This window comes from Arthrobacter sp. AL05, assembly GCF_029960715.1.
Classification (GTDB): Bacteria; Actinomycetota; Actinomycetes; order Actinomycetales; family Micrococcaceae; genus Arthrobacter.
Genome location: NZ_JASBRC010000007.1, coordinates 128,268 through 148,611 on the forward strand (window position 1 = coordinate 128,268; position 20,344 = coordinate 148,611).

Consider the following 20,344-nt stretch of genomic DNA (forward strand, 5'->3'; position numbering starts at 1 on the left):
CCGGGGGCGCCCCTAGCCCGCAGCGGTAAGGAACTCCTTCAGGAGCGGGCCGGAGGTCGTGGCGCCGAGTCCGCCGTCCTCGACGAAGACAGCAACAGCAAGGTCGCCGTGCACCGCCACGATCCAGGCGTGGGTCTTGGGTGGATCGTCCTTGCCGAACTCTGCGGTCCCGGTCTTGGCGCCCACCGGCGCTCCGGGAACGGATGCGAGGAAGCCTGCATGTCCGGAGGTCACGACGGCCCGCATCATGTCCGAGAGCAAGGCGGCCTCGGCCGCGGTCACCGGCGTCCCCGCGGTTTTCGCCGGAGCCGGAGCTGACGACGCCGGGCCAGCCGATGTCGTCGTCGGCTCGGCCGTCGCACCCGCCCGGGTGGAATCGTCGCCGGCGTTGGGATTCAGCACGAGCTGCGGGGTAACGGGGGCGCCCTTGGCGACGGATCCGGCCATAATGGCCGCTGACAGCGGAGACATCAGCACCTTGCCCTGGCCGATCATCGACGCGGCGTGCTCGGTGCCTTCGGCGGTCCCGGGGACGGAGCCAAGGAACGCGGCGGCTCCAAGACCGGGAGCTTCCACGGCCACGCCCAAGGAGGTGGCCGCGGATTCCTGCTGGGCCTGGCTGACAGTATCGCGGGCATTGATAAAGGCCGTGTTGCAGGAGTGCGCAAAAGCGTCCCGCAGGGTCACGGAACCCAGGGAAGCCGCCGGATAGCCTTCGGCATTTTTGAAGGTACGGCCGTCGACGGACAATGTTGCGGGGCACTCAACGATCGAATCGGGAGTTATACCGTTGCGGATCATGGCGAGGGAATCCACGATTTTGAAGATGGAACCGGGGGCGTACTGGCCCAGCATGGCAGTGTCGTAGCCGTTGCTTCCCGGGCCTGAAGCGGCGGCAAGCACCGCGCCGCTGGAGGGCCGCAGCGCCACGATGGCCGACGCCGGTGCGACCTTGCCCAGAACATCCTCGGCCAGTTGTTGCAGGGCCGGGTCCAGCGTGGTCTTCAGCGCCGTCCCCGGCGTGATCTCCACCTGGAACAAGCCCCGGCGTCCGCCGTTCAGCAGCCCTTGCCGTTCTTCGGCGGAGAGGCCGGCTTTTTCCGCGAAGACCTGGATGCCGTCGGTGCCGCGGAGTTGGGCATCGTACTGCTGCTGCAGTCCGCCGGTTCCCGTGGTGTCGCCGGCTTTGAGTGCCCCGCCGGACTTTTCAATTTGTTCGGCGTTGGCCTCGGCCACGGTGCCCAGAAGTGCGCGGGCGAATGTTCGGGTCGGTGCCAGCGGAAGGGAGTCAGCGATCGCCCGGGCCCCGGGAATCGCGGCAATTTGATCGTCAGTGATGCTCTGGCCGTCCTGGCGCAGGGTAATGGCCGGGACGAAGGCTTCCGCACCGGCCGCGGCGACCTGTTGGGAATAGGCGGCGGGGTCGACTCCCACCAGTTGGGCGAGCCGGGTGGCGGAAGCTGCGGGATCGGCGGTCCCCAGCCGGGGCTTGTCGATGCCGACGTTCACCACCGGCCGGTAGGTAACCAGCTTGGCGTCCCCAGCACCCAGGATGTCAGCCCGCGCCGGCGACTGGGACATGGTGCCGAGGACTTCGCCGTCTGCCAGTTCGGGCACCAGCGACGCCGGGTTCCAGACGGTGAGCCACTTGTCGCCCGATTTCTTGAGCTGGGCGAAGGTGGTGTATTTCCACTCGCCGGTGCCGATCTTCCAGCTGTAGTCCAGCGGGATCGTAGCGGTGTCCTTGTCCAGTTTCAGCTCGCCGGTCACGACTGAAGGCTTGGCCGGATCCAGCGCCTTGAACACCTCTTTTAGCTGTTCGTTGGCCGCTCCGGAGTCTTTGCCTTCGAACGGCACTGCCGCGACGTCGAGCGCCGCGACAGCGGAAGCAAGCTGTTTCGCCGCATCCTGCGCGCCGGCGCGGCCATCGGAGCAGCCCACCAACGAGCCGCCAAGTATGAGCCCCACCAGGGCAAGTGAAAGTTTTGATGATTTCCCCATCGCGCCATTATGCACCGGCCAGCGGAAGAATCTCGTGTCACATGGTCCTTGCCGGCGATCAGGGGTTCCGGAGCGGGAGGCCGGCGGACCCTGGGCCGGCCTGTGCCGGGCTCTTGGAGGGTGACGCCTAAAGTGCGAGCGAAGGCAGCGTGAGCCCGAATATGTCCTTCAAGGCATATTTAGCAGCATGGTACCCCGGCATCCCGGTCACCCCGGGACCCGGAGGTGTGGAGGACGAACACAGGTACACGCCCGGCAGCGGCGTGCGCCAGGGTGCGGTGCCCAGGACGGGCCGCCTGATGATCCCGCGGAGGTCCATCATTCCGGCACTGAAGTCACCGCCGACATAGTTCTCGTTATACCCTGCCAGGCCGGCCGCCGTCGTGACGTGGCGGCTGCGGACGAGGTCGCGGAATCCGGGGGCGAAGCGCTCCAGCTGGGCTGTTACGGCTTCGGCCATGTCCACTGTGGAACCTGCCGGCACGTGGCAATAGCTCCACAGGATGTGCCGGCCGGCGGGTGCCCGGCCGGCGTCAAAGCGTGATGGCTGCGAGACCAGGACGTAGGGCCGGTCCGGATGCCGGCCCGCGGCGACAAGGTTTTCGGCTTCGGCCATCTCCGCCCGGGTGCCTCCGACGTGGACAGTGCCGGCATCGGCCAGTTCGGGCGCGGCCCAAGGGACGGGTCCGGACAGGATGAAGTCGACCTTGCAGGCCGCGTCGCCGAACCGGAACGACTCCAGGGCGCGCCGGTACCGTTCCGGGAGCCGTCCGTCCGCCAGAGCCAGCAGCCCCGGCGGTGCCACGTCCAGTAACGTCGCCCGGACCGGTGGAAGCTCCGCCAGGGACCCGATCCTGGCAGCTGTTTCCACATCTCCGCCGTGCGCTTTGATGTCCGCCACCATGGCCTGGGCGATTGCCGCGGATCCGCCTATCGGAACGGGCCAGCCCCCCGTGTGGGCCAGCGTCGCCAGCATAAGGCCGGCTGCGGCCGCCGCCGGGGCCGGCAGCTTAGACACTGCGTGCGCCGCGACGCCGGTCAACAGCGCCGGTGCCAGCTCCTCCCGGAACCGTGCCCGCCAGAGCGGCGAGCCCTGTTCCAGCACCCGGGCACCGAACAGGGCCGCCGCCATCGGGTCCTTGGGCAGGCGCAGAAGCTGGTTCAAGGCCAGGTCCGTAACGCCATCGGCACGGTCCACCAACGGGGCCATGAGCCGCGCGAAAGCCACGCCGTCGCGGCCCAGGCCGGCAGCGGTGCGCTCGAGTGAGCGGTACGCAAGGGCCGCCTGGCCGCCGTCGAGAGGTGTCCCGTACGAAACGTCGGGAACCTCCAGCCGGATCCGGCGGGACAGCTCGAACTGCCGGAAGAAAGGCGAGGCCAAGGCCATCGGGTGTACTGCCGAGCAGACATCATGAAAGTGGCCGGGCTCCATCAGTTCCCCGGTGCGCAGGCCGCCGCCCAGTGTCGGCGCCGCCTCGTAAACGTGCACCTTCAGTCCGGCGCGGGCCAAGGTCACGGCCGCGGCAAGCCCGTTCGGTCCTGATCCCACAACTGCGACATCAGGCATCCGCTGATTCCTTACGCCAGGGCAGAACGGATTTAGTGGGGTGGAACAGGTCCACCCGCAACCTGTCCGGCGCGCCGTCGAACGGGCCGCCCTGCGGGTCATCCATGCCTTGGCGGCGGACCACGTCATAGCCGGGGTCCCAGATGTCCCACGCCACCCGCACCATCAGGTAGCCAATGGCGATCATATGGAAGGCCACCGCGAGGACGTAGTAGGGCATATCAATATTGTGCTGGGAGACCCCACCGCTCGTCACCTGTCCGAGATACATCCAGACTGCCGCCCAATGCAGGCCCTCGACGGTCTGCCAGATCAGGAAGTCCCGCCACCTCGGCCGGGCCAGGGCCAGCAGCGGGATGAGCCAGATGACGAACTGGGGTGAGTACACCTTGTTGGTCAGGATAAACGCGGCAACAATCAGGAACGCCAATTGCGCGAGCCGGGGACGCCTGGACGCTGCAAGGGCCAGCACCGCGATCAGCACACAGGCGAGCACAAACAGGTTCAGGGCGAGGGTGTTGATCGCCTCTGCCTGCAGGGGTTGCCATCCGAGGCGGCCGGCGACGAGGTTGTAGGCAAACCAGGGCGAGCTGTAGCCGGCAGGCCGGTCCTCGGTGAACTGGTAGAAGTATCGCCAACCCTCCGTGTTAGCGGCGGCGACCGGAACATTGACTGCCAGCCACGCGGCAGCGCCGGCGCCGGCAGTCACCAGGATCGCCCGTACCTTGCCCGTGCGCAGCGCCAGGAGCAGGACCGCCCCCAGGATCAGCAGCGGGTAGAGCTTGGTTGCGGTGCCCAGTCCGATGAAGATCCCGGCCAGCACGAGCTTGTTCCGGGAGAAGCAATACATGCCCAGAGCCAGCAGCCCAACCGCCCACATGTCCCAGTTAATGGTTCCGGCCAGGATAATACCGGGAGCCACCGCCACCATGGCCGCGTCCCACCGCCGTCGGCGGGCCATCCGTGCCGTGGCGAGCACCGTAATGATCCAGACGGCGGCGATCAGGGTGGCATTGATGTCAAAGTAGGCAAGAATCCGGGCCGCAGAAACGCCCCCGCCGGGTACCAGCACGGCGGTGCTGCCGGCGATGAATCCCATCAGGACGGGGTATTCGAAAAAAGTCCCTGGGGTGATGAAGGGAAAGGCACCGTCTCCCAGCCCGCGGTTCTTGAACAGCTCAGGGAAGTCCGAATAGCAGGTCGCGTAGAACTGACCAGGGGTTTCCCAGCCGCTGGTGCGGCAGTAGGACTTGATGAGGATGCCGAGCACGGCTGCCAGGACGGTCAGCATGATCAGGACGCGTTCGACGGTAAAAAATCCGGGGGAAATGACGCCGGGGGCGCAGCGGCGGCCCATCGGTCCGCCGACCAGCTCCGTGAAGTTCCTTAGCAGGGCATCGCTGCGGCTGGGGATAACCAGCCGGACACGTCTGCGGTGCTCCGGCGGCTTAGTCTCCTGCATGTCCCTGAGCATACCGGGGTGGAGGCGCCTGACCGCGCCGGGCAGGGCCGGTGCCCGCGGGAATGGCGCCGGTGTTTCCTGAACGGGCAGTTAACGGGGGAGCCCACGCGTCGCCGCGTGGGCTCCTTGCGGATCAGTTCCGTTGTCAGGCACCAGGTCCTCCTTCGATGGCGCGAACCTGCCTCAGCGGATGAACCCGATCCGGTGCATTGTAAGAAAGACATCTTCCCGCTTCTGGTCCAGGAGCGGGCCGTTGAACTGCGTCTTTCGCCGTGGGCCAGGGTTGAGGCTCAGCTGCAGTAGTCTCTGGAGTTTCTTCTTCATGGCGGTCACCTCCTTCCGGTGGTTCGCGCCGCGCGGCCGGGGAGTGGTACTGGCGATAGTCACGATGGACCTTTCATTGGTGCTACTGGAATAGGGAGTAATTGGGCATGACAATTAAGGCCTCTGTTAAATAAGGAAGAAAGGGCCTTAATGGGGCACGGAAAAGCCGAGGCTCTTTAAGGAATTTCGCTAAAGCGAAAAAGTGGCTCCTGGGCGCGGAAAGCGGCAACCCCAACAAGAAGCTGGGTTCCGAACTTTAGGGATGCTGCGAAACCACGTGGTTCCGTCCGGTTTGGTCCGTTGTCACGCCACCGCAGGGACGGGCGGTGGCGGTGTTATCCCGGCTGGGGGCCCAGTTACAAAAAACTAGGCCGCGAGCAGAAAATTCAGGAGACAGTCGGGCCAAAATTCGGGCGCGGCTCAGCGACAGAGGCCGGGGGGGCAGTGACGAGGTACATCCGTCCGCTAGTCAAAGTAATCATTTCTCCCAACCTCCTTTTCTGTTGTGCCGTGGCTCCGGCTGATCGGCCGTGCGACCTGCGCCTTGACCCCGGCAGGAAGCCTTTGAGTCAGAATTAAAATTACACTATGAATCCAGCGTTTGACCAGTGAATTCATTAACTTTCTTGGAGTTGTTTTATAAACAGTATTTATAGGCCCCAGCGGACCACTGCCGGCGTCTTTTTATCCCAACCGAGTGTGCAGACTTTGGCGGTTCCCAAGACGAAGTGGCGTCCTTCGTGCGCATCGAGCCCCAACCACCGCGCGGTGAGGATCCGGGAGAAGTGTCCGTGGGCCACGATCAACACATTATCCAGGCCGGATTCCAGCACCCGGGCCACGATCTTGTCTGCGCGCGCGGCAACGTCATCCAGCGATTCGCCGTTGGGCACGTCGTGGGTCCAGATCAGGTACTCCGGGTTGTCCTTGCGGATGAGGTCCGAGCTGATGCCCTCGTAATCGCCGTAGTCCCATTCGACCGCGAGGGGTTCCAGTTGCGCGTCGGGAAATCCAGCCAGTTCCGCGGTACGCCGGGCCCGGCGAAGCGGTGAAGTCAGCACCAGGTCAAAGTCGACGGCGTCGAGTACCTTGCGGGCCTCAACGGACTGCTGCTCGCCCTCCACTGTGAGCGGCACGTCGGTGAGGCCGGTGTATTGGCCACTCTTGGACCACTCGGTTTCGCCGTGCCGGAGGATCCACAGCTGCGGACGGGGACTGTTGGAGGGTGCAATCACTTAGGACTCCTCGGTTGAAAGTGGGAGGGCGGACTCGGGCTGGGCTGCCCACCATTGGTGAAGTTTGGCCTCGGCCACATCGGCATCCAGCGGCCCGTGCTCCATCCGTTCCTCCAGGAGGAAATTGTAGGCCCGGCCGACGACGGGTCCCGGCTTGAGTCCCAGGATTTCCATGATCCGGCCGCCGTCCAGGTCCGGGCGGACGGCCTCGAGGGATTCCTGCTCGCGCAGCGCCGCAATCCGTGCCTCAAGGTCGTCGTAGGCGAAGGAAAGCCGTTCGGCCTTGCGCTGGTTGCGGGTGGTCACATCCGAGCGGGTGAGCCGGTGCAACCGCTCCAGGAGCGGACCGGCGTCGGTGACATAGCGTCGGACGGCGGAATCGCTCCAGCCGGCATCGCCGTAGCCGTAGAAGCGCATGTGCAGTTCCACCAGCTTGGCCACAGCTTTTGTGGTGTCGTTGTCGAAGCGCAGCGCCTTCATTCGTTTTGACGTTAGTTTGGACCCGACCATGTCGTGGTGGCGGAAGCTCACGGCGCCGCCCGCTTCGAAACGGCGCGTGGCCGGCTTGCCGGCGTCGTGCATCAACGCGGCGAACCGCAGCACAAAGTCCGGACCCGGCACGGCGCCGTCGCTGGCGGTTTCAAGTGCAGCCGCCTGCTCGAGGACCTGGAGCGAGTGCTGGTAGACGTCCTTGTGCCGGTGGTGTTCATCCGCCTCCAGCCGCAGGGCCGAGACCTCAGGAAGGACAAAGCCGGCCAGTCCCGTGTCCACGAGCAGGTCCACTCCGGACCGGGGGTGCGGGGCGCAAATGAGTTTGACCAGTTCATCGCGAACGCGTTCGGCCGAGATCATGGTGATTCGTTCTGCCATCCGGGACATGGCGGCGCGGACATCCCCGTGCACAGTGATTCCCAGCTGCGCGGCAAAACGGGCAGCACGCATCATGCGCAGCGGATCATCGGAGAAGGAACTTTCCGGCGCGCCCGGGGTGGCGAGGATTAGCGTCTGCAGGTCGCGTACTCCGCCGAATGGATCCACGAGTTCCAGCGCCGGTAGGCGCAGTGCCATGGCGTTGATCGTGAAGTCGCGGCGCAGCAGGTCATCCGTCAACGACTTTCCGAACGCAACGACGGGTTTGCGGGAATCGGGATCGTAGGCTTCGGCGCGGTAGGTGGTGATTTCGATCTGGAAGCCCGACTTGCGCATCCCGATGGTGCCGAAGGCCCGCCCGATCTCCCAGAAGTTATCAGCCCATTTCTTGATGAGGGCAACTGTCTGGTCCGGAGTGGCGTCGGTGGTGAAATCCAGATCGGGGGAAGTCCGGCCCAGGAAAAGGTCACGAACGGGTCCGCCCACCAGGGAGAGCTCGTGGCCGGCGTCGACAAACCGTTGCCCGAGCTCCAGGACCACCGGGTCTACCTGGAAATCAACGGTGTGCGGGTAAATCTCGTGATGTGCGTGCGCCATAGTTTCTTAAGCTTGGCAGAAATCCCGGCCAGCACCACACCGAAAGCCTTCCGAGTCCGGCTGCTGGCCCCCACGAGGGAGCGGGAACAAGCGTCCGACTTTCCCTGGCGTCCACTTTCCTGCCATGTTCAGGTCATCAAGTGCGGGCAAGAGTCGTTAGAGTGGACATCATGGCCCACCCCGTACCGAGCGCTCCCGGCAGGAGGACAAACGCACCGTTGCCATCGGCAATCGGTGCCAACGTCGCGCCGGTGCAGCACTCCGGGCAGGCGTCCCTCCCTACTGTTGAGGAAATTTCGGCCGGCGGCGTTGTGGTGGACACCACCGACGCCGAACTCCGCGTAGCGATTATTGCCCGCCTAAACCGCGGCGGGCGGCTGGAATGGTGCCTCCCTAAGGGGCACCCGGAGGGCAGGGAAAGCAACGAGGAAGCCGCCGTGCGTGAAATCGCGGAGGAAACCGGCATCGAGGGCAAGATCCTCGCCCCGCTGGGCAGCATCGACTACTGGTTTACGGTCAGCGGACACCGCGTGCACAAAACCGTCCACCATTATCTGCTGCAGGCCACCGGCGGTGACCTGACGATCGAGAACGATCCGGATAAAGAAGCCGTGGACGTCGCCTGGGTTCCCATCCACGAACTGGCCCGGAAGCTTTCTTTCCCTAACGAGCGCCGCATCGCCGACCTCGCCAAGGATGTCCTTCCGGACCACCGCTAGGGCCTTGCCAGCCCCGCATTGCGGCCCGGATAGCGCACAAAGCCATATTCGGGTGAGACGATGAAGCTAATGTCATCTGCCAAACCCACCCCCGCGCCCTCCGGCCCTGCCGATTCCCAAGCTGTCCAATCCGGAGAAGTCCGTTCCAGCGCCATAATGGCCGCCGGTACGCTGGTTTCGCGTTTCCTGGGCTTTGCCAAGACGTGGCTGCTGGCAGCCGCACTCGGGTTGGGCTCCACCGTCAACGACACCTTTATCAATGCCAACAACCTGCCGAACCTGATCTTCCTGCTGGTCGCCGGCGGGGTGTTCAACGCCGTGCTGGTGCCCCAGATCATCAAGGCAAGCAAGGCCGCCGACCGGGGCGCTGATTACATCAGCCGGTTGCTGACGCTGGCCGTCCTGGTATTGCTGGGCCTGACCCTGGCGGTAACGCTGCTGGCGCCTTCGGTAATTGAACTGACCACGCAGGGTTACGCACCGCAGCAGAAGGCACTGGCGGTGTCCTTCGCGTTCTGGTGCCTGCCGCAGATCTTCTTCTACGGCCTGTACGCCCTCCTGACGCAGGTCCTTAATGCCCACGGAGCGTTCGGTCCGGCAATGTGGGCGCCGATCCTGAACAACATCGTGGCAATCGCCGGGCTGGGGATGTTCATTGGGATTATGGGCACCAATGCGGCCAACTCTCACACCCTGGACACGTGGGATTCGACCCAGACTGTGCTGGTGGCCGGATTCTCGACCATTGGCGTGATTGCCCAGACCGCCATCCTGCTGATTCCGGTGTTCAGGCTCCGGCTCGGACTGCGCCCGCGTTTCGGCTGGCGCGGGGTTGGACTGGGCCAGGCCGCCAAGCTCAGTGTCTGGACCCTCGCGACGGCCGCCGTCGGGCAGCTTGCTTTCCTCTATGTCATGCGCATCGCCACGATCCCGGGCGCGGAACGGCTCAGGCTGGAGCAGGCGGGGGATCCGGCCGCAGGCTCGTTGCCGGGCAATGCCGTGCTGGAGGTGGCGAGCCAGCTTTACTTGCTCCCGCATTCCATCATTGCCCTGTCCCTGGCCACTGTGCTGTTCAACCGGATGACGCGTGCCTCGCAGGACGGCGATCGTGTGGCGCTGCGCAACGCGCTCTCGCACGGGCTGCGAACCATGGCCGTGGCGACGGTTTTTGGTGCTCTTGCCTTGTTCGCCCTGGCCGGACCGCTGGGCATGTTCTTCTCCGGCGGGGTGCCCCAGGACGGCGTTATGCTGGCCCAAACGCTGACCATCCTGGCCCTCAGCACGCCGTTTATGAGCGCCAATTTTATGATGTCCCGGGTCTTCTACGCCAATGAAGATGCCAGGACACCGTTTTTCATCCAACTGGTCCTGGCCATCGTCAATGTGGTTACAGCTTTTGCCATCCAGTTCCTCCCCTTCGGCCAGATCATCTTCGCGATTGCACTCCTATACACCGGCGGCAACATCCTCTCCGTAATCGTCAGCGCGGTCTTCCTGCGGCGCCTCCTGGGCCACCTGGACGGCCCGCGGATCGCCAATGCCTACATTCGAATGGGCTACGCCGCGCTGGGTTCCGCGGCGGCCGGAGCGGCTGCCCTGTGGCTGTTGGGCAGCTACACCCCTGATGGCTTCGCCTGGAGCAGTCCCAGTGCCGCCCTTGTGAGCATCATCGTCGTCGGGCCCGTTATGCTGGCGGCTTATCTGCTCCTGCTCAAGATCTTCCGGGTGACAGAGCTGAGCGACCTGCTTCAGCCACTGCTCGGCCGCCTGCGCCGCCGGTCGGTTGTTCCGCAGGATGCCGGGAATCTTCCCGACGGCGCTGCGGCGGCGCGTCCGAAACCGGAGCGCGCCACAGTATCGGTGGATACCGGACTCATCCCGAGGATTTCCGGGGAATTCGACGCCGCATCCTTCCGTGCCGGCCCCGATCTGGCTGAACAGGACGAACGCTCAGCACACAGCGGACCCGACGGCGGCTACCTCGCCGCCGAGGACCTGCCCAGCACCGCTGAGGGCGGCCTGAGCGGTGACGTTCCCCTGCCCGGGCGCAGGACGTACCAGGGCCCGGTGGGCCACAACCCCTATTTTCCGTTCGGCGGCAGGAAGAAAAAATAGCAGACGGCGGGATTCGCAGCGCTGCGCGTCCGCGGCCGGCACAGTGCATCGGCTAGGATCGAAGACTAACAAGGGGAGTTGCAGACCAAGGGTCCACCGGCTTACCGGGCGATCTGCGGTTACTGACGACGTGATCAGTTCAGCGGCTCCCGGACAGTCTAGGAGGAGCCCGTGTCCCACCCGATCGATGTCGGATCAGTACTTGGTGGCCGCTACAAGGTCACTGCCACCGTACTGACCTCACATGACCAGGATCTGGTGCTGGACGGTGTGGACCAGGTACTTAACCGTGCGGTGAGCATCCTTGTGGCCGGGCCCGGTAACGCGGATCAAGTGGCACACAGTGCACGGGAAGTCGCCACCGGCGAGCGTCCGGGCAGTGTGCAGATCCTGGACCTTGGTGTCAGCGACGACACGACGTACCTCATCACCAACCACGCTTCGGCCGCTGACCTGCTGGACCTGGTTGTCTCCGCCAATCCGCCCTACGTAGAACCGTTCTTCACGGACACCCTGGGCAGTGAAATCTTCGGGCAACCCCGCTCCAGCGAGCCCGAAACCTACGACGGACTCTACGACGAGGAAGAAGTAGACGCGGGATACATCAACTACGGGACGAACCAGCCGCCGGCCGCACCCCCGGCAGCGGCGACCCGAATGCCCTCACGTCCGACCGCGGGGCCCGCCGCCGGCGCTGCTGCAATCGCCGGCGGCGCCGCGGCGTCTGCCGCGAACGCCCCCGAAACCGCGCCGCAAGAGGCTGCGCCGCAGGTCACAGCCCCCCAGCCGGTCCAGGGGCGCGCCCCGGGCTCCGGCGAACGAGGCACCACAGCAGAGGATCCCGGCGATTCACCCAAGGTTTCGCTGTGGTCTGACGACGATTACGGTCGCCCGGATACCGGCAACGACCGCGCTCCCCGGCAGAACCAGGAGGGCTCTGCGGGCACCGGCTCTGCAGCGGACCGCGCCCCGGGCTTTTTCCCGGGCTCAGCCCACAATACCGAGGCTGCTGACGCTGAGGAAGACTACGACACTGACGACGAGCCGCGCCGCGAGCCCCGCTCCATGCGCTGGCTGGTCGGTGGACTACTGGCGGCGGTCCTTGTTGTCGGGCTGGTTCTCGCCGTAACCAACCTCGGCGGCCTGTTCAAGAGCACACCCCAGCCCGCCGCCGGTGGTACTTCTTCCACCGTCGCCCCCAGTCCAACCTCGGCGGAGACGTCAGCCAGCGCCAGCCCTTCGCAGGCCGCTGGCCCGCCCGCCGTCGAGGGCGTCACCCGGCTGGGGAACTTCGACTTCGCCGGAACGTACGACGGCGACCTGGTCAAGACCGTCGACGGCAACGGAGCCAGCTACTGGTCGGACATGGAATTTGCGACCGAAAACTGGGGCGGGCTGGCCTCGGAGGTTCCACTCGTAGTCAAACTGAAGGCCCCGGCCAAGGTCTCGTCGGTGACGCTGAGCCAATTGGGCGCCTCGGGCGGAAACATCAGTGTTTATACCAACGACCGCCCGTCCCTCGATGGTGCAAAAAAAGTCGGCAGCAACAGCTTCACCTCCCCTGACCTGACGATGCCCCTGCCGGAGCCGGCGACTGCCCAGTACGTCATCGTTTCGATTGAATCCCTGCCCAAGCTCGCTGCACCCAAGACGCGCTACGGATTCGGGCTTCGCCTGGCGGAAATAAAAGTCCAGTAGCGCCTCAGTACCACCGTCAGTAACCCCGGCCTTCGATGCGTCCTACCGTGTCCGGCCGGAATATTCAACGCTTAGCAGTAGTTGTGCCATGTGGCCGGCCACCCAGGCGGGCGCATCGACAAAGGAAGAGGTTCACCGTTCAGTGAGCAACGCAGAAAACAGCACGTCCGAAGTACGTGATGTCATCATCGTCGGCTCCGGCCCCGCGGGCTACACCGCAGCGGTGTACACCGCACGCGCCAACCTGAAGCCGCTGCTCCTGGCAGGATCGGTAACCGCCGGCGGCGAGCTGATGAACACAACCGACGTCGAGAACTACCCCGGTTTCCCGGATGGCATCATGGGTCCGGACCTGATGGAAAACTTTGAAAAGCAGGCCGCGCGGTTCGGTACCGAAATCCAGTTTGAGGACGTAACAGAACTGGACCTTGAAGGCGACATCAAGACGGTGACCACTGGCTCGGGGGAGACCTTCCGCGCCCGCTCCATCATTTTGTCGACGGGTTCGGCCTACCGCGAGCTTGGCCTCCCCAATGAGAAACGTCTATCCGGCCACGGCGTGAGCTGGTGCGCAACCTGCGACGGTTTCTTCTTCAAGGATCAGGACATCGCCGTGATCGGCGGGGGTGACTCGGCTATGGAAGAGGCGCTGTTCCTTACCAAGTTCGCGAAGTCCGTCACAGTGGTCCACCGTCGTGAGACCTTGCGTGCGTCCAAGATCATGGCCGACCGCGCCCTTGCCCACGAAAAGATCAGCTTCGTCTGGAACACCGGCGTCGAGGACGTGCTCGGTGAAGACAAGGTCACCGGCCTTCGGTTGAAGAACCTTGTGGCGGGCACTGAGACCGAACTTGCCGTTACGGGTGTTTTTGTGGCCATTGGCAACGATCCCCGCACGGACCTCGTCAAGGGCAAGTTGGACCTGACTCCCGAGGGAACCATCGCCGTCGCCGGGCGCACCTCGAAGACAAGCCTCAAGGGTGTGTTTGCGGCAGGCGACGTCATCGACCCGACATACCGCCAGGCCATCACGGCTTCGGGTTCCGGCTGTGTAGCCGCACTCGACGTCGAGCACTACCTGGCCGACCTCCCCGCCTAAACGGCGCGCGCAGAAATCAACCGAAGAGAAGGACAAGGCTATGAGCAACGCAAAAGAAGTAACAGACGCTAGTTTCGGCACCGATGTACTGGCTTCTGACAAGCCGGTCATCGTGGACTTCTGGGCCGAATGGTGCGGACCGTGCCGCAAGCTTGGTCCGATCCTGGACGAGATCTCGGTGGAATACAGCGAGAAGGTGGATGTCGTTAAGGTCAACGTCGACGACAACCCGGCAATCGCAGCCCAGTACGGGATCACTTCGATCCCGGCTGTTTACCTTTTCCAGGGCGGCGAAGTGAAGAGCACCGTCATCGGGGCTCGACCCAAGCAGTTCTTTGAGAAAGAATTCGCTGACGTTCTGTCCTGATTCCAGTTTGGGGCGGTGCGTGTCACCGGCCAACACCAAGAATGGCCCTCCTTCCCCCCGGAAGCGGGGCCATTTTGGCCCTCCGCCTCAACCTCCCGTTCGCTCCTCGTTGCCGCCCCACGAGCTCGATAGGCAACGCTTCGGGGACGCGTGACGCGAACTGCATTAATTACCGGTTGTTTCTCCGGGAAATTTGCTCCACGAGCGTTGTACACCTTGGGGCTTTCCATTCCCTCGCCGGTGACGGGGTGGACGTAGTGCAACCAGGGACCTCACGGTCGGAGCTGATACCAAGGCGCTCAACGTAGGGCGCGCAGGTATTGCTGCCGGACCGGATCGTTGAACTTCTGTGGATCTCAGTGAATTCCGTTTCACGTGAAACAGTTTGGTCAGCTCTTAGCCGGTGACCAGAACTCTCGGAACTCGCGCTTATCGAAATCTCAAAAGAGTCTCACAGACACCCACGTCGCGACCAGCCACCATCTCCATAGGGCCTTGGTCCGACCTGATTGCAGTTCCTGGCCACCGCCAGATCGGGCCGCGCTTGTGTCCGCCAAAGAGCCCAATAACGGCGTCAGGCGCCGCACCATACGCGGCGGAAGTGCCCAAATGCCGGATTGTCCAGCTGGCAGCAGCCCGCTCCTGGCTTGCGTCCACCCCTCCACCCCGCGGGGTGAAGTACATATTCAGCCGCCCTCCGTGGACAGCGTGGTGCCAGTTTCACCTGGCTGCATATGTTTCACGTGAAACGTCCGCACCCCTGATTGCAGGCGCCTACTCCCACGGTGTGTTGACCCGTCGCGATCCGCACCACCAACTACTGCGTGCCTAACCAAGAGGGCTGCCTGTACATCCAGACGCAACGCCACCTATAGCCTCTCAGGAGAGCTCGGCACGGATATCGGGGGTCAAAGGATGGTTCAACTGCGGCGGACCCACCGGAACCAATTTGGAACCTTCGCAATGGACTCCCTGGAGCCGGATCACTCCTGATTACCATTGTTGGCACCCGGTCAGTGCCTTTATCGCAGCGGCGGCCGGGCGGCGCTAGCGCCGGGTAAACCGGACGCCGTCGCCGGAACTACGCCAATGTTTCACGTGAAACACATCATCCCTCGCATCGTCGCCGTCTCCGGTCACAAACGATGCGGAGTCTCAGGCGGCACGGGCGGGTTCACTTCCTGTACAGAGCCCAATATCTTCAGGGCCAGCCAGCTGGGGGACACGGGGCACAGAGGCGGTGCGGGCCACGATCAAGGACCTCGTACTGCAGTTGGGGTCCCGATGTCCTTCGGGCACCGCGCGTCTATCCGCGGCACCTCCTGCAGCGAACGCCGGTGCCTCGCGCTCCAGTCTGCGGTGAAGGACTGACAATAGAAAACCCGAGGAAAATACGGCAAACTCTGCCACAGGGGGACCGTGATACCCCCCCGCCGCCGAGAGGACTGCACCGTAGATGGAGAGGTCCACTGGGCGCTCTCTCTTCCGCCGGGCGAGAACGCCTGCAAGGACCGGCTGGAATGCCCGGCCGAACCATCCCTAGCGACATCATTTTGCCATTTGGCCGCCGTGGATCTCTTGGGAGGGCCCACGGATTAAGCGGTATCGTCCAGCCCGCGTTCTGCTGCATCAGCCAACTGATACCCAGCCTTCAGCGGAACCCTTTGGTGCGGGCCTCCAATGTCACTTCGGACACCCTAGAACGTACCTCGACAGGGGTCGCCAGATCACGATGGTCCGGGCATCCGATGGGGGAGGCTGAGGGAAGCAGGCCTAGCCGATACCTCCCCACTTCTCTTGTTGCCCTCGAAGAATGGGCTGTGCCGCAGCGACCGGGATTTGGCCCAGCGCTTCCCGAATCCAGTGTGCCCTGGCGGCACGCGGATGGTGATGCAGGGAGGCGGACTAAGACTGCCGATCATACCCAATAGCCCCAAACCGGGTAGATTCCCACAGCCTTCTCCACAGAGGTTACTCACAGGGTTATCCACAGGGGATGAGGGACTGATCACACGGTCGAAGCGTCGGCGCCCAGAGAGCCATTTGACGTTAACTCGGTTCGCGCCATTGCCCGTGATTCGAGGCCGTCCCTGGTCATCGACCCACGTACAGATTGTGGCTTGCATCAACAGCACCTTGTCTGAATATTCGTGGAAAATTAACCAGCTGCAGTGGATTAAGTAAGCACAGCCTAGCGTTTTCGGTGCCGCCAAAATAGCGTCGCCGGATGTTTCACGTGAAACGCTACGGGAGTCCTAACGCCCGGTTGGAAGCAGCTCGCAGCTGGCGCTCCAACGGCCCTGGCAGCAGCGTCGCGGCCCTGACCTGGGTGTCGAGTAATCCACAGCTTTATCCACAGCACTATCCACCGGGTTATCCACCGCCGACCACAACAGCCCAGGGAAGCCTCCGGGTACGCGGTCCCAATCTTCACCATCACCCGCCGAGCTGGAGGCATCCGTTATCGGCCCATGTCTGGCGTCCGCCACCCCGTCCAGCAGCCGTGGCAGCACGGATAAACGTGACGGTACCCCGCGATCGAAAGAGCACTCGCTCACGTCCGTGACGGCCGGGACAACTACTGTGAATAGCCACTACACACGATTGGGCTGCAGCGACCCTCAAAGCTCCACACGGGGGGCTCGTCGATTTCCGTCACTCGAAGCCCCATACGATCGGACGGCCACCCGAAGCTTGCAGACCCCCAGCCGCGCCCCGTCATCGCCAAACTCACACTGATGTCTGTCGCTTGGCGCGAGCATAAAGAACCGGTCTACCACCGTGCCACCCGCTGTGCCGGGTAAGGCCCGCGACGAAACAGCACGGCAACGAAGGTCGCCCACAGGGTGTGGGCAGAAAGGAGCTGTGGGCACGCTGCCGGCTCATGGGGGGCGCGCCCGCATGCCTGTCTAGGGCTTGTGCACGGCCTCCAGGCGTACATAGAGCGGTGCGGAGTGCAGTTGTCGAGAACCGAGACGCAAGGGGTCCAGAGAGCGGCCTAGGGGCCCCTAGACCGCTGCGAATTGCACCTGTCCTTGATCTGCGGCCAAGACCTGCCAGCCTAGCGCCCTGCAATTGTGAGTCATGGCGATCACCGCCCGGCGATGCCAGGCGTGTTGGTCATGCCCTGGGTTCGCTGCAATGAGACGCGGATCCAGCGGGGTTATGTGAATGTCCGGCACCCGGGCCTACCGCCGTCTACCGTACCCCAGTCCGTGCCATACCCCATCAACCGAGACAAGGAAGGATCCGACCGCCAGCTGAATGCAGACTCGATGCCGGGCCGCCAGCGTGCGGAGGCACAGTCTCCACTTTCGGGAATTGTCGAAGCAACAACCAGCTGACTGCGGCGATAGCCCAATAGTTAGTATTGGCGTCTGGCCGGGTAGCCCGCGGCAGCACGTGCTTTTGTGTTGGGCCAGCAGGAATTTGCCATTTCCAGCCGTGACTTCGGTGAACGGGCGCCTTTTGCTGCTTCAGCCGACAGGGCATCACCAGCAGGTGCAGCACCTTCGTGAGAATTGACGTCCATGTTTCACGTGAAACGTGTGTTCAGCGCGGGCGCAAATCTTCCGTGCAAACACCGTGGATCAATGAATGGGCACCGAAAACTGCCGCTGGCATGTCCTCTTATCTCCAGTTCGTCCATGGTCGTTGGGGGGCATTTGGCATGCGTGCCAGCTCCGTCCCTTGACTGCAGGACAGCCTTGCTATTGCACCATAGGCACTTGAACGACTGAGCGGGTTCCAAGCGTGGCCCGGCAGCTGAGTCCGCAGAATTTGGACTGCATAGCAGGAGCCACCAAACGACCAACGGGTCCGCGCAGACCTTGCTGGCGTTGGAACCGCCACCGCTACCAATAGAAAGGGGCCTGTTTCACGTGAAACAGGCCCCTTCCAGTGTGTCGTTGATGCGCTATCCTGCCGCTCCCGGCGTCAAGACATCCATGATGCGGTTTAGATCCTCCACGCTTGCGAATTCAATACTGACACGACCCTTTCGCGCCCCCAACGAGATCTTGACGTTGGTATCAAGGCGGTCAGAAAGTGAAGACGCCAGATAGTCCAGGCGCTCGTGCCGTGCACCGGGCCGCGGAATGTTGTTTTTCGGTGTCGCTGTCGGGTTCTGATACAGCGTTACAGCTTCCTCCGTCGCGCGGACGGACATACCCTCGGCAACGATCTTTTGGGCCATTCTTTCCATCGCGGGGGCGTCGGGGAGGGCGAGCAGCGCGCGGGCATGACCGGCAGAGATAACACCGGCAGCTACGCGGCGCTGAACCAGTGGAGGCAGCTTGAGCAGACGCAGTGTGTTGGACACCTGGGGCCGGGATCGCCCAATACGGTCCGCCAGTTGTTCATGTGTGGTGCCAAAATCTTCCAGCAGCTGCTGGTATGCCGCGGCCTCTTCCAGCGGGTTCAGCTGACTGCGGTGGAGGTTCTCCAAGAGGGCGTCGCGAAGCAGGTCATCATCCGTCGTATCCCGCACGATGGCCGGAATGGTTTCGAGCCCAGCAGCCTGTACAGCCCGCCAACGACGCTCGCCCATAACAAGCTCGTAGGGTTCTCCACCTATTTCGGTTGAAGTACGAACAACAATTGGCTGGAGGACGCCGATTTCACGAACTGAATGCACCAGCTCTGCCATATCGTCCTCGTCGAAGACCGAACGGGGCTGTTTCCGGTTGGGATGGATGTCGGTGACCGGAATCTCCGCAAACCGGACCCCGGGAACTTCGACGAGCTCCACGTCCTGGCCCTGCCTTTGGGAACCAGTCTCAGCATCCGGCGCCTTGCGGACCGGCGCCTTCCTGGTTTCGGAAGCAGGCTTCGAGGACGTATGCGCCGACCCATCAATGTTTGCCGCTGCCGGCGAAGACGTCTCCGCCGGCGCCGCCACCATGTCCTCGGCGGGGACTAATTCACCAGCTGCTGCACCTGCATCGGGTGTTCGCTTTCGGCCTTCCGGAAAGAAGAGATCCACGGGGCGGGACGGCGCGGAACCACTGCCTGAAGCCGCAGCGGAACTTGGAATGAGTGCCCCAAGTCCACGGCCGAGGCCGCGTCGCTTATCGCTCATGGATAAATCCCTCCATTGGAAGAGTCGGTCAGCACCGGACTCTAGCTAGTGCAATTCTCGAAAAGATACTAACGTTGTGCGATTTCGGCTGCGGCTTCAAGATAGGACAGCGCCCCGCTGGACGAGGGATCGTACGTCATCACGGTCTGCTGGTAGCTGGGGGCTTCAGAAATCCGTACCGATCGCGGCACCACAGCCCCGAGTACCTGTTCCGGGAAGTGTTCGCGAACCTCTGCAGCCACTTGGGCAGCGAGATTGGTGCGGCCGTCGTACATCGTCAGAAGAATCGTAGAGACGACCAGATCCGCATTTAGGTGCTTCTGGATCATTTCGATGTTTTTCAGCAGCTGGCTGAGTCCCTCCAGTGCGTAGTACTCGCATTGAATCGGAATCAAAACCTCATTGGCAGCACAAAACGCGTTGACTGTCAGCAAGCCTAGGCTTGGGGGACAATCGATGAAGATGTAATCCAGGCGTTCCTCACCATTCTTGGCGCGTTCCTGGGCATACACATCAATCGCCCGCCGGAGCCGCTGCTCGCGGGCAACGAGGCTGACCAGCTCGATCTCCGCCCCGGCGAGGTGGATGGTGGCTGGCGCACAGATCAGCTTGGCAATGTCGGGGCAGGGAGCTACAACGTCCCGCAAGGGAAAGTCATTGATGAGCACGTCGTAAATGCTGTCGACTTCGGCGTGGTGTTCAATTCCCAACGCTGTCGACGCGTTCCCCTGGGGGTCGATGTCGATAACCAGGACGTTCAAGCCAGCGGCGGCCAGGGCGGCAGCAATATTGACCGTTGTGGTGGTCTTGCCCACTCCGCCCTTCTGATTGGAGACGGTAAAAATTCTGGTCTTCTCGGGCTTCGGGAGTTCACGGCCAAGAAGACGTTCACGCCGTTTGTTCTCATGGGCGAGCTCCCGGGCAATCGGGCTGGAGTCGTCAAGGGAATCAAGCACATTTCCCTTGGCAACTACCGAAGTTTCACGTGAAACACCAGCCATGCCACTGGCCTTTGCAACCGATACCGGACGATTACCGGTGTTTCGATGAACGACGGGAGGCACAACCGTGGCCCGTGCGGACCCCAGGGACACAAACGGGGGAATCCGCTGTGTGGAGGCTTCGCTACTGGTCACTGTGACACACTCACTCTCGTTCGGCTCTTGCTGCCGGTTACTAGCCTAACCTCTTACCCAGGGGGACAGAGGGC

13 protein-coding genes are annotated in these 20,344 nt (G+C 63.3%); 5 read left to right on the top strand and 8 right to left on the bottom strand.

From position 1 onward, the window contains the following. Positions 1 to 12 precede the first annotated feature (12 nt). The 6 genes from QK287_RS10805 to QK287_RS10830 all read right to left on the bottom strand — a co-directional run bounded on the left by QK287_RS10805 (position 13) and on the right by QK287_RS10830 (position 8,056). Complete coding sequence (locus QK287_RS10805; RefSeq protein WP_282360041.1) at positions 13 to 2,001, bottom strand: penicillin-binding transpeptidase domain-containing protein; 1,989 nt, start codon at positions 1,999 to 2,001, stop codon at positions 13 to 15. 127 nt (positions 2,002 to 2,128) lie between these two features. Continuing rightward, the gene (locus QK287_RS10810; protein WP_226775578.1) at positions 2,129 to 3,568 is read right to left on the bottom strand and encodes an NAD(P)/FAD-dependent oxidoreductase; all 1,440 of its coding nucleotides are present in this window, start codon (positions 3,566 to 3,568) and stop codon (positions 2,129 to 2,131) included. Beyond that, the gene (locus QK287_RS10815) at positions 3,561 to 5,030 is read right to left on the bottom strand and encodes a glycosyltransferase 87 family protein (protein ID WP_282360042.1); all 1,470 of its coding nucleotides are present in this window, start codon (positions 5,028 to 5,030) and stop codon (positions 3,561 to 3,563) included. Before QK287_RS10815 ends, QK287_RS10810 begins: the two co-directional genes overlap by 8 nt. 183 nt (positions 5,031 to 5,213) lie before the next feature. Continuing rightward, positions 5,214 to 5,354 carry a hypothetical protein gene (locus QK287_RS10820; RefSeq protein ID WP_226775576.1) on the bottom strand — a complete coding sequence of 47 codons (141 nt, stop codon included), beginning with the start codon at positions 5,352 to 5,354 and terminating at the stop codon, positions 5,214 to 5,216. Positions 5,355 to 6,004: 650 nt separating this feature from the next. After that, complete coding sequence (locus QK287_RS10825) at positions 6,005 to 6,589, bottom strand: histidine phosphatase family protein (protein ID WP_226775575.1); 585 nt, start codon at positions 6,587 to 6,589, stop codon at positions 6,005 to 6,007. Then, on the bottom strand, positions 6,590 to 8,056 hold the full coding sequence (locus tag QK287_RS10830; protein ID WP_282360043.1) for a CCA tRNA nucleotidyltransferase: 1,467 nt from the start codon (positions 8,054 to 8,056) through the stop codon (positions 6,590 to 6,592). 170 nt (positions 8,057 to 8,226) lie between these two features. On the opposite strand from QK287_RS10830, the gene QK287_RS10835 reads away from it, so the two are divergent. The 5 genes from QK287_RS10835 to trxA all read left to right on the top strand — a co-directional run bounded on the left by QK287_RS10835 (position 8,227) and on the right by trxA (position 14,054). After that, positions 8,227 to 8,775: an NUDIX hydrolase gene (locus QK287_RS10835; protein ID WP_226775573.1), complete on the top strand. Its 549-nt coding sequence runs from the start codon at positions 8,227 to 8,229 to the stop codon at positions 8,773 to 8,775. Positions 8,776 to 8,835: 60 nt separating this feature from the next. Continuing rightward, a complete protein-coding gene (murJ, locus tag QK287_RS10840; RefSeq protein WP_282360044.1) occupies positions 8,836 to 10,890 on the top strand; it encodes a murein biosynthesis integral membrane protein MurJ in 2,055 nt (684 codons plus the stop codon). A gap of 171 nt (positions 10,891 to 11,061) precedes the next feature. Continuing rightward, positions 11,062 to 12,588: an ABC transporter substrate-binding protein gene (locus QK287_RS10845; RefSeq protein ID WP_282360045.1), complete on the top strand. Its 1,527-nt coding sequence runs from the start codon at positions 11,062 to 11,064 to the stop codon at positions 12,586 to 12,588. A gap of 142 nt (positions 12,589 to 12,730) precedes the next feature. Then, on the top strand, positions 12,731 to 13,687 hold the full coding sequence (gene trxB, locus QK287_RS10850) for a thioredoxin-disulfide reductase (protein ID WP_253031649.1): 957 nt from the start codon (positions 12,731 to 12,733) through the stop codon (positions 13,685 to 13,687). A gap of 40 nt (positions 13,688 to 13,727) precedes the next feature. Further along, positions 13,728 to 14,054 (top strand): thioredoxin, encoded by a 327-nt coding sequence (gene trxA, locus QK287_RS10855; RefSeq protein ID WP_226775569.1) that lies wholly within the window; start codon positions 13,728 to 13,730, stop codon positions 14,052 to 14,054. A 3,916-nt stretch (positions 14,055 to 17,970) separates the two neighbouring features. Here trxA and QK287_RS10860 read toward each other — a convergent pair. Then, positions 17,971 to 19,134: a ParB/RepB/Spo0J family partition protein gene (locus QK287_RS10860; RefSeq protein WP_226775568.1), complete on the bottom strand. Its 1,164-nt coding sequence runs from the start codon at positions 19,132 to 19,134 to the stop codon at positions 17,971 to 17,973. A gap of 68 nt (positions 19,135 to 19,202) precedes the next feature. Beyond that, on the bottom strand, positions 19,203 to 20,270 hold the full coding sequence (locus QK287_RS10865; RefSeq protein WP_282360046.1) for a ParA family protein: 1,068 nt from the start codon (positions 20,268 to 20,270) through the stop codon (positions 19,203 to 19,205). Between the last annotated feature and the right edge of the window lie 74 nt (positions 20,271 to 20,344).

Coding starts and splice junctions, on each gene's coding strand:
- QK287_RS10805 (WP_282360041.1), bottom strand. CDS start 2,001: ATGGGGAAATCATCAAAACTTTCACTTGCCCTGGTGGGGCTCATACTT.
- QK287_RS10810 (WP_226775578.1), bottom strand. CDS start 3,568: ATGCCTGATGTCGCAGTTGTGGGATCAGGACCGAACGGGCTTGCCGCG.
- QK287_RS10815 (WP_282360042.1), bottom strand. CDS start 5,030: ATGCAGGAGACTAAGCCGCCGGAGCACCGCAGACGTGTCCGGCTGGTT.
- QK287_RS10820 (WP_226775576.1), bottom strand. CDS start 5,354: ATGAAGAAGAAACTCCAGAGACTACTGCAGCTGAGCCTCAACCCTGGC.
- QK287_RS10830 (WP_282360043.1), bottom strand. CDS start 8,056: ATGGCGCACGCACATCACGAGATTTACCCGCACACCGTTGATTTCCAG.
- QK287_RS10835 (WP_226775573.1), top strand. CDS start 8,227: ATGGCCCACCCCGTACCGAGCGCTCCCGGCAGGAGGACAAACGCACCG.
- murJ (WP_282360044.1), top strand. CDS start 8,836: ATGAAGCTAATGTCATCTGCCAAACCCACCCCCGCGCCCTCCGGCCCT.
- trxA (WP_226775569.1), top strand. CDS start 13,728: ATGAGCAACGCAAAAGAAGTAACAGACGCTAGTTTCGGCACCGATGTA.
- QK287_RS10860 (WP_226775568.1), bottom strand. CDS start 19,134: ATGAGCGATAAGCGACGCGGCCTCGGCCGTGGACTTGGGGCACTCATT.